This window comes from Microcoleus sp. PH2017_05_CCC_O_A (assembly GCF_020738785.1).
Taxonomy (GTDB): Bacteria; Cyanobacteriota; Cyanobacteriia; order Cyanobacteriales; family Microcoleaceae; genus Microcoleus.
This window is the reverse complement of sequence record NZ_JAEQCB010000220.1, coordinates 1-10,160: the sequence shown is the minus strand read 5'-3', so window position 1 is coordinate 10,160 and position 10,160 is coordinate 1. Positions and strand designations below refer to the sequence as shown.

Genomic DNA, 10,160 nt, shown 5'->3' with positions numbered 1-10,160 from the left:
AAACTGATGCAGAAACCGATCGCAAATATCTAGAATTTGCCAATCGCACTCGCTCCTATTTTCCCGATCGCATTCCCAGAACCATTAAGTTTTCCTCGGAAACTTCCACAACCAACTCCCAGCTTGACTTTGAGGAAATTGTCGAAGTCATCAACGCCCTAAATCTGCCCCGTTACGGACTCGGAAATTACATCGCCAAAAAACCCAAACAACAGCCGACTGAAGCAGAACAGCGACCGTTTATTCAGTCGATCGAGCGGCACATCCTGCGGAATTTTGTTTATTTGTATGCGATCGGGCAAAACTCCGATATCCCGATCGGCACTCAGGATGCAGAATTGTTGGATACCCGCAACAGCGATGAAGATGCTGATTCAGTGGTAATTAGCAATTTTGATAGCGAAGAAACCGAAGATGATTCGGAGCATCTCAGTGTTGCGAATATACCCGTAGGGGAGAAGCATTTCGGCAGTAAATCTTTGCTTATTACTAATGAATTATCTGCCGGAATGCTTCGCCCTGACCAAATTGAGATGCACCCAGATGATTCGGGCGAACTTTTAGATATCGAAGCCGAATTGCTGTTCAACAAAAAAAGCTTTAAGCAGCGGGCAGAAGTAGTTTATGGAGAATATAAAACACGCTATCAACGCAGATTTAAATGGCTAAAATGCGCGTCTTAATTACCACCGACATTCTGAGTGAAAGGCACAATTTACAAGACAGTGCAATTATCGTTAACTATGACTTACCTTGGGCAATCATTCGGTTGATTCAGCGGGCGGGAAGAGTAGACAGAATTACAGGAAAATGCCGAAGTTGTCGGCACCGACGAGACATTTTTTGAGGACGATTCACCACAAGTCATTCTGGATATTTACAATGAAAAATCCGGGATTTTAGATGGAGAAGAAGATGCCGAAGTTGACCTAACATCAGAAGCTTTTCAGATTTGGAAAAATGCGACTGACAATAATCCGACTTTGAAGAAAACCATTGAATCAATGCCAAATGTAGTTTACTCAACTCGCGCTCATACACCCGTACCATTGCAGCCAGAAGGAGTTTTATTGTACATGAAAACTACCGAGGGTAATGATTCGTTGATTTGGGTCGATCGCGCGGGAAACAGTGTCACACAATCGCAACTGGCAATATTAAGAATTGCCGCCTGCGACGAAGCGACTCCTGCCATTTCGAGAGACAAACAGCATCACGAATTAGTCAAAAAAGGTGCTGAATTGATAGCAGAAGAAGAGTTAACTGCGGGCGGACAATTAGGGAGATCCTCCGGTGCTCGGTTCCGAACCTACGAACGTTTGAAAAATTACGCGCAGTCCATGCGTGGTACAATATTCGCATCCGAGGAATTGGCAAAAGCCATTGATGAAATTTACCGCTATCCCCTGCGCCAGTCGGCAATTGACACGTTGAATCGGCAGTTAAAAAGCGGTATTGGCGATCGGGCTTTAGCCGAATTAGTCGTAGCATTGAGAATGGACGATCGTTTTTGTATAGTTAGTGAAGATGGAGACAAACGGGAACCAATGATTATTTGTTCTTTAGGTTTGTTTCAGAGGATATAATTATTGGGAGTCGAGAAACCGGGAACGGGCAAGATGCCCATTCCAAAATCAAATTAAGTCTTGTGGAACGGGCATCTTGCCAGTTCTTGAAAATAGTACAACATCTCAGATTTAACTTACTTCTTCCTTCTTCCTTCTTCCTTCTTCCTTCTTCCTTCTTCCTTAATATATAACCATGCCGCAAACACTTACAGAATCCCGTCAACTTCTCCAAGACTTTGAATTCAACAAACTATTCGTCCAACAACTCGGTTGGGATAATCCATCATCCCGCAAAACCATACCCGCAGAAGTTGATGGCGAGACTTATTCCCGAACAGCCATCGCCCAACTTTTAGGAGTAGTTATATATGAAATTACCACCGCTAGCGGTAACATTCCCAATGCGGCCAAAAGATTGACAATCTATCGCGAAATTGTCCAGATATCCCGCGAAAATATATTAATTTTTATTGATGCAAATCGGACTAAATCTCTTTGGTATTGGGTGAAGTGCGAAGGTACAAAACTTTATCCTCGCGATCGTGTATATGTGAAACGGGAACCTTGCGATTTAATGTTGAGTAAAGTCACAGCTTTAAAAGTTGAATTAGCAGAATTAGAAACGCTATCGGTGATTGATGTCGCCCAAAGATTGCAGGCTGGATTGGATGTTGAACGAGTTACTAAGAAGTTTTTTGAAGAGTTCAAACAGCAACACGTTGAATTTTTAAGTGTGATTTCCGGGATAGATAAGGAGACAGACAGGCGCTGGTATACTTCGGTTTTACTCAACCGTTTGATGTTTGTTTATTTTTTGCAGCGCAAAGGGTTTATCGACAGCGGCAAAATGCTATATTTGCAGGAAAAGTTAGCTGAAAGTAAACTGCGGGGAACCGATTTATTTTACTCGGAATTCTTGAAAACACTGTTTTTTGAGGGATTTGCTAAGCCACAATATGAACGAAGTTATAAGGTTGAAAGGCTGATTGGCAATATTAAATATTTGAATGGGGGACTATTTCTGGAACATCCCATCGAACAGAATTATCTGAATATTGCTATACCCGATGCTGCTTTCGAGAAAATATTAGATTTATTTGCGCGCTATTCTTGGAATCTCGACGATACGGTTGGTGGGAAGGAAAACGAAATTAATCCGGCAGTTTTGGGATACATCTTTGAGAAATACATTAACCAAAAAGCCTTTGGTGCTTATTATACCAGGCCGGAGATTACTGAATATTTGTGCGATCGCACAATCAACAAACTAATCCTCGATAAAGTCAACCAATCCCTCAACTCCTCCAACTCTTCCTCCCCCTCCCCCTCTTTCTCCCCCCTTAGCAAGGGGGGCCGGGGGGGTTCTTCTCATAAATTTGAAACAATCACCGAACTCCTCACCAATCTCGACGCAAATCTCTGCCGCCACCTACTAGAAGAAATCCTCCCAAACCTCACATTATTAGACCCAGCCTGCGGTTCCGGCGCGTTTTTAGTCGCAGCGATGAAAACGCTGATTTACATCTATTCAACAATCATCGGTACAAGCAAGTTTTTAAATGACCGCTATCTCAACGACTTACTCAAAACCATCGAAACAGAGCATTCATCACTCAACTATTATATCAAAAAACGGATTATCAGCGACAACCTCTACGGCGTGGATATCATGCCGGAAGCAGTGGAAATTGCGAAATTGGATTGATTCGGGTTGATGAAGAACGATTTGATTCTGTAGGAAATTCGCGCCAAGGTAATTTACTGCAAATTTTAGCTTCTGCTAATTACAAAGGAATTTTAGCGGACAAGAATAAGTCGATTGATTTATATAAAAAACACGCTTTTCAGTCTGGGGAAGAGGAAGGAACTTCTCAAGAATCGCGATTATTGAATTTGCGGCAGCATATTGAAAAGTTAAACCAGGAGTCGCAAGTCAAGTTAAATCAGTTATTGTTTGATGAGTTTACCAGGCTGAAAATTAAGTACGAAGAGGTGCAGTTAGCGGGGAAACCTCATAAACGAGTTTTAACTATTGATGATATTGCAAGATTGCAACCGTTTCACTGGGGATATCACTTTGACAGAATTTTAGAACGGGGAGGATTTGATGCGATTATTGCTAATCCACCTTGGGAAGTTTTCAAGCCAGATGCTAAGGAGTTTTTTGCTAATCATAGCAATTTAGTGACGAAAAAAAAGATGGATATTAAGAGCTTTGAAAAAGAGCAAAAGAAACTCTTGCAAGATTCTGAAGTTGCTAATGCTTGGTTGGAATATCAGAGCAATTTTCCCCACATTAGTGCTTACTATTGTTCAGCAGAACAGTACAAAAATCAGATTTCGATTGTCAATGGTAAAAAAGCAGGTACGGATATTAACCTCTATAAACTTTTTGTAGAACAATGTTTTAATCTCTTACGCAGAGGTGGCGAGTGCGGGATTGTGATTCCCAGCGGCATTTACACTGACTTGGGTACTAAGCAACTGCGGGAAATGTTATTTAGTCAAACACAAGTCACGGGGTTATTTTGTTTAGAAAATCGCAAAACAATTTTTGAAGGGGTTCATAAGAGTTTCAAAATAGTTGTTCTTACTTTTGAGAAGGATGGGATAACAACTGAGTTTTCCTCTGCTTTTATGCGTCTTGATGTGGAGGAACTGCAAAGGTTTCCTAATGCTGATAGCTTGCGAATTAGCGTTGAATTAGTGCGGAAGTTATCTCCTGACTCTCTGTCGGTGATGGAGTTTAAAAATGATGGAGATATTCGGATTGCTGAAAAAATGCTGCAATTCCCGTTACTTGGCGAACAGATTAAGGGGAAATGGAATTGTATACTACATCGCGAATTTGACAGGGGTAACAGAACTGATTTTTTTCAACTTCAAGCCACAAGCAATAGTCTACCACTTTTTGTAGGAAAAATGTTTCATCAATTCACTAAAACTGATGAATCTGCGCCATACTGGATCGAAGAAAAAATGGGGAGAAAAGAATTACTTGGAAATAATAAAGATTGCAATCAGATACTTGATTATCAATGCTATCGTTGGGTACATCGACGAATTGCTCGTAATACTGACTCGCGTACATTAATTACGACCATTGCTCCCAGCAGAGTGTTCTTTGATAATAATAGTACCAGTATCGATTTAGGTAAATCTAAAATTGGTCAAGCAGAAATGTTGGCTTTTTGTGCAATGTGTAACTCTTTTATTGTGGATTGGTTTCTCCGTCAAAAAGTGACTACAACTCTTAATATGTTTTATATTTACCAAATTCCTATCCCGCGATTAACCACTGGTGACAAATACTTCTCGGACATCGTACAGCGCGCCGCAAAACTGATCTGCACTGCCCCAGAATTTGACGAATTAGCCCAAGAAGTCGGCTTAAACTCGCACCGAGAAGGCGTTACCGATGAAACAGAACGCGCTAAATTGCGAGCGGAATTAGATGGCATCATCGCTCACCTTTACGAATTAACGGAAGCAGAATTTGCGTATGTTTTGACTACTTTTCCGATCGTCCCAGAAGCTGTAAAACAAGCAGCATTGGCAGCATATCGCACGTTTTCATGTATGTAAAAGTATTGTAGGGTGCGTCAGCCCACAGCGTTTACCTTAGCTTTTGGAGCGATTGAGCTGACGCACCCTACAGGCCTCGTTAGTGGTTTAAATGCGTAACCTTTCCAAGCAAAAAAACTGGGTTTTTCACTGAATCTGCGGGTGAAAATCAAAGATTTTTGCAAAAACCCGGTTTCTGATTCCCCCACTAACTCAGATTACCTACATTCAACTCACCGAGGCGCTTCAAAATACTCAGCACGGTGTACAACTCGTTCCCTGGATTTAAAAGGCAAAACTTCCGAGAAAAAGCGTACTGCGGTGTTTCCCCCTTAACTAATTTGACAAATAGAAAATCTGCCCCATTCATTAACAATCCGTAAGTAGGTCGATCGCTCTTCAGATTAGCTAACATATAAGCTAGCAACTGCGGAATCCCTACTTCCAAAGAGAACGCCGCTTTCTTGAACTCGATAACTACTACCCAAAACTCCTGAAACAAAGCTAGAACATCCAACTGTCCCCTGACAATCATTCCTTCATCTTCGTCAACAATTTCTACAGACTTTTCGGAAGTAACGTGAAAAGGAGCAAGATAAAAATCTGCTAAATCCAACAATGGAGACAATACTACCATTTTGACTGTATTTTCTAGAAGTGGGGGATATTCTAGTAAATTTGTGTAACTTGCTTGCACTCTGTCTAATCGCTGTTTCTCAGCTTCTGAGATTTCTGGCAAATTATCCTGCCACTCGCGAAAGAATTGGTCATCTCTGACTAATTTAATTCCAAATTTTGTTCTCAAGCCGTACATCGTGACATTTCGAGCTTGAATTGTTTGTACCATCGTTTTATACTAAGTTTAAAGTCTATACAGATTGTGCCCTCAAGTGGTCATTCCCATCTATAAAATAGATGTTTTACCTAATGGCTGTATCTATTAGCTCTTGATTTCCAACACAGAAACTCTCTTTTCAAGTTCTAATAGCCTCTGAATGATTGGTATATCTTCGACAGAATCTAGATGACTAGCTAGAGCGCTAACTATGACATCAGTTTGAGATATGCCCGTTTGCTGAACATATCTTTTGAGCTTGCTAAAAAGACTACGGGGAACTCTCACAGCTATTTGAGATTTCTTACTCGGAGATAGCCCTTTGTGTTTAGGTTCTATACTTAATGGTTCTACTGCTTCAGTAGGATGATCTGCCTGTGTAGAGCTACCTACTTTGTAAGCTTCATAGTCATTTTCACGAAGTGTGAAAATTCGTCTGATAAAACACTTATGATTTCCGGTAGGAGGGGCATCATCTTCTAATTCTGCATACCCCACTAAAGTTTGACCTTGCTGAAGCTCTGAAAGACGTTTTTTAGAGACTCCTTTTCTGGTAGAAAAATTTACCTCGCTCTCTCGCACCCAAGGCATTTTGCTGATATCTACAAGCCAGGCAATTTCGGCTTCGTGCCTTAAGGTCTCGTCGCTGACAAAACTGTTCATAGTTTTTATTTTCAGTATGTTTACTAATTCTAGCACGTAGGGCAAAAAATAGCAACTGCATGGCAAATTTCCCTAAAAATAGCTAAGAACCAGATCGCCCCGCACCGGACACGGCACAACCACGTCCCTACAGATTGCCCAAAATTTTGTAACGAGTTGTAAAGTATAATGAACACAAAGTGAATATAGAGGCCAAGTAGTATTAAATGCGAGTTGCGATCGCCGGAGCAGGCTTAGCAGGACTTTCCTGCGCTAAATATCTTACCGATGCGGGTCACACCCCCATCCTCCTAGAAAGTCGGGACGTACTCGGCGGTAAAGTAGCCGCCTGGAAAGATGCAGACGGCGACTGGTACGAAACCGGCCTCCACATCTTCTTCGGTGCATACCCAAATATGCTGAAACTCTTCAAAGAACTTGACATTGAAGACAGGCTGCAATGGAAAGAACATTCGATGATTTTCAATCAGCCGGAAACGCCCGGAACCTATTCTCGCTTTGACTTTCCCAATATTCCGGCTCCGTTGAATGGCCTTGTGGCTATCCTCAGAAACAACGATATGCTCACCTGGGCCGAAAAAATCAGTTTCGGCATCGGTTTGCTTCCGGCGATACTTCAAGGCCAGAAATACGTCGAAGAAATGGACAAATACTCGTTTTCAGACTGGCTGAAAAAGCAAAACGTCCCCCCCAGAGTCGAAAAAGAAGTATTCATCGCCATGTCCAAGGCGCTGAATTTTATCGACCCCCACGAAATATCTGCAACCATTCTGCTGACAGCCCTCAACCGCTTCTTGCAAGAGACAAAAGGCTCGAAAATGGCCTTTTTAGACGGTTCCCCTACGGAGAGGTTGTGTCAGCCGATGGTAGACTACATAACTGAACGCGGTGGCGAAGTCCGGCTGAATGCACCCATCAGAGAGTTTTTGCTCAATGATGACAATACGGTGCGCGGTTTCCAGATTGGCGGCGTCAAGGGGGCCGAGGAAGAAATTCTGACGGCGGATCTTTACGTTTCGGCGATGCCGGTTGACCCGCTAAAGTTGATGATGCCGAAACCTTGGGGCGAAATGGATTATTTCAAAAAGCTCGAAGGTTTGGAGGGAGTACCGGTGATTAATGTACACTTGTGGTTCGATCGCAAGCTGACAGATATCGACCATTTGCTATTCTCGCGATCGCCCTTACTGAGCGTCTACGCCGACATGAGCAACACCTGCCGCGAATATGCCAACCCAGACAAATCCATGCTGGAACTGGTACTCGCACCCGCCAAAGACTGGATTGGCAAATCTGACGAAGATATCGTCGCAGCCACAATGGTCGAGTTAGAAAAACTCTTTCCCGACCAAATCCCAGAACCCGCCAAAGTGCTCAAATATCACGTAGTCAAAACCCCACGTTCCGTCTACAAAGCCACCCCCGGACGCCAGGAATGCCGTCCCTCGCAAACAACTCCGATTAGCAATTTCTATCTAACGGGGGATTATACGATGCAGCGTTATCTTGCGAGTATGGAAGGTGCCGTGCTTTCTGGTAAGCTGACAGCGCAGGCTATTTCAACTGCCAATAAAAAATGAAAAATTAAGAATTTTTCATAAAGACTGGGGCTGACGCACGGGCGACCAGAAACCGGGTTTTTAGCCAAAATATTTGCTTAGAACCCTCAATCTCGGTTCAAAAACCCAGTTTCTTTGTTCAGATGCGTAAGTCCTCAAGACGTAAAAGAATCTCCTGTTGTCTCAACGGGGGAATGTCAGTTCTAATCTTTAAATTTCTTATTCTCGGATGCTGCAACTGTCAAAACTCCAGTGCATGAGAACTCTGGCCTCTTTGGATGAATCCTACGAACTGTGCCGCCAAGTCACAGCGAGTTATGCCAAAAATTTTTATTTAGGCACTCAACTCATGCCCGAAGCCAAGCGTCGGGCAATCTGGGCGATTTACGTCTGGTGCCGCCGCACCGACGAACTCGTAGACGGGCCTGGTTCTGAGGCTACGACCCCTGAAACGCTAAATTTGTGGGAAAAACGCCTAGAATCTGTGTTTGCGGGCCATCCCCACGATGATTATGACGTGGCTTTGGTGGATACGCTGTCTCGTTTCCCGATCGACATTCAGCCGTTTCGAGAGATGATTGCGGGCCAGCAAATGGACTTATACCGCAGTCGCTACGAAACTTTTGAAGAGCTCAATCTTTACTGTTACCGAGTAGCCGGCACTGTTGGGCTGATGTCGATGTCTGTGATGGGCGTAGACGAATCCAACTCTGCGGCTAATTGGAATTGGCACTGGGGGAATAGAATTCCCAAAGAAGAAGCCGTCGCCCTCGGTATAGCCAAGCAGTTGACGAATATTCTGCGCGATGTGGGAGAAGATGCCCGTCGTGGCCGCATTTACATTCCCTTAGAAGACTTAGCTTTGTTCAACTATACCGAAGAAGATTTATTCAACGGTGTAATTGACAACCGCTGGCGGGAATTGATGCGCTTTCAAATTCAGCGAGCTCGCAAATTATACGCCAGCGCCGAACCGGGAATTAAAGTGCTCAGTCCCGATATCCGCTGGACAGTGTGGGCTGCTACGATGTTGTACAGCAGAATCTTAAATGCGATCGAGCGCAATCAGTACGATGTGTTTCAGAAGCGGGCATACGTTACCAATTCTCAGAAACTGTTGTGTCTCCCCGCCGCTTGGTTGAAGTCAAAAGTGCTTTAGCAGCGGGCAATTTGGCTGGCGATTCGGCAACGGGTAAGGGCTATTTGTCAAGTTACAAATTATATGATGTCCAGCAAATTGCAAATGAGATTTGTAGGGACACGGCAGTGCCGTGTCCTTAACTGTTTTGTGTTAATTGGAGTCAAAGTGGTGGTGTAGTGGTTGAATTTTTCAATTGGGCGATCGTACTTTCGAGCAATTCCTTTTCCTGTTGTAGTTTGGCCTCTAAATTTTGAATTTGTTCGCGGCGGGCTTCAACTTCGATAAAGCGGCGAGACAACTCTTGACTTTGCAAGGTGAGAGATTGCCGCCACCCTTCCGCCTTCTGGGCTTCTTGCTGCAAAAAATCGGGAGTAAAGCCTGTTGTTAAATACTTCTGAACTAATTCTAGCACCCAGTTTGTAGCCGCTTGAATATGCAACAAAATCTTGCTATTTTCGCCAATATCTGCTAATACTAGCATCCCTTCATTTAAAACATTGCGATCGAAATCTGGCGGTAGCGTCAAGACAGTTTCTTGAAAAAGAATAGCCCATGTCTCATCATAATTTTGACAAGCCAGCAATTGCAGACTTATCTCACCTGAAATTTCCTTCTTTTGTACTTGGGCTAAATATAGCATAAGCGTAATTGGTAATTGGTAATTGGTAATTGTAATTGGTAATTCATAATTTGCCGTGTTAGAACAATTTGTTATATTTTTGAAACCAAATTTGTAGATACTGTCTTGATCTGTCAAGGGGTAGCAAGTAAATAAGTTGGATCGAAAGGCTTTTGGGACTTTAAAATACCAAAAGCCAAATGCACCAACT

Annotated in this window: 10 protein-coding genes; 7 read left to right on the top strand and 3 right to left on the bottom strand. The window is 43.0% G+C overall.

What is annotated here, in order from left to right:
* From JGK20_RS31745 to JGK20_RS31725, 5 genes are all read left to right on the top strand, one after another.
* On the top strand, window positions 1–683 hold a 683-nt coding region (locus JGK20_RS31745), incomplete at its 5' end, for a hypothetical protein (RefSeq protein WP_366039745.1).
* On the top strand, window positions 662–847 hold the full coding sequence (locus JGK20_RS31740) for a helicase C-terminal domain-containing protein (RefSeq protein WP_293233452.1): 186 nt from the start codon (window positions 662–664) through the stop codon (window positions 845–847). The genes JGK20_RS31745 and JGK20_RS31740, both read left to right, overlap by 22 nt.
* Before the next feature lie 157 nt (window positions 848–1,004).
* Complete coding sequence (locus JGK20_RS31735) at window positions 1,005–1,586, top strand: hypothetical protein (protein ID WP_293233450.1); 582 nt, start codon at window positions 1,005–1,007, stop codon at window positions 1,584–1,586.
* Between the two features lie 175 nt (window positions 1,587–1,761).
* Window positions 1,762–3,273, top strand: a complete 1,512-nt coding sequence (locus tag JGK20_RS31730; protein ID WP_293233448.1) for a DNA methyltransferase — start codon at window positions 1,762–1,764, stop codon at window positions 3,271–3,273.
* A complete protein-coding gene (locus JGK20_RS31725) occupies window positions 3,270–5,153 on the top strand; it encodes a hypothetical protein (RefSeq protein WP_293233446.1) in 1,884 nt (627 codons plus the stop codon). The genes JGK20_RS31730 and JGK20_RS31725 overlap by 4 nt, the downstream gene beginning before the upstream one ends.
* A gap of 187 nt (window positions 5,154–5,340) precedes the next feature.
* Here JGK20_RS31725 and JGK20_RS31720 read toward each other — a convergent pair whose 3' ends face one another.
* Window positions 5,341–5,979, bottom strand: a complete 639-nt coding sequence (locus tag JGK20_RS31720) for a restriction endonuclease subunit R (protein ID WP_293212374.1) — start codon at window positions 5,977–5,979, stop codon at window positions 5,341–5,343.
* A gap of 93 nt (window positions 5,980–6,072) precedes the next feature.
* Window positions 6,073–6,630 carry a DUF6009 family protein gene (locus JGK20_RS31715; RefSeq protein ID WP_293233444.1) on the bottom strand — a complete coding sequence of 186 codons (558 nt, stop codon included), beginning with the start codon at window positions 6,628–6,630 and terminating at the stop codon, window positions 6,073–6,075.
* Window positions 6,631–6,836: 206 nt separating this feature from the next.
* Here JGK20_RS31715 and pds point away from each other — a divergent pair, with 206 nt between their 5' ends.
* Window positions 6,837–8,210: a 15-cis-phytoene desaturase gene (gene pds / locus JGK20_RS31710; protein ID WP_293233442.1), complete on the top strand. Its 1,374-nt coding sequence runs from the start codon at window positions 6,837–6,839 to the stop codon at window positions 8,208–8,210.
* A gap of 208 nt (window positions 8,211–8,418) precedes the next feature.
* Window positions 8,419–9,348, top strand: a complete 930-nt coding sequence (gene crtB, locus JGK20_RS31705; protein ID WP_293183364.1) for a 15-cis-phytoene synthase CrtB — start codon at window positions 8,419–8,421, stop codon at window positions 9,346–9,348.
* Between the two features lie 142 nt (window positions 9,349–9,490).
* Here the strand turns inward: crtB and JGK20_RS31700 are convergent.
* Window positions 9,491–10,160: hypothetical protein (locus JGK20_RS31700; RefSeq protein ID WP_293183362.1), on the bottom strand; the 670-nt coding region annotated here is incomplete at its 5' end.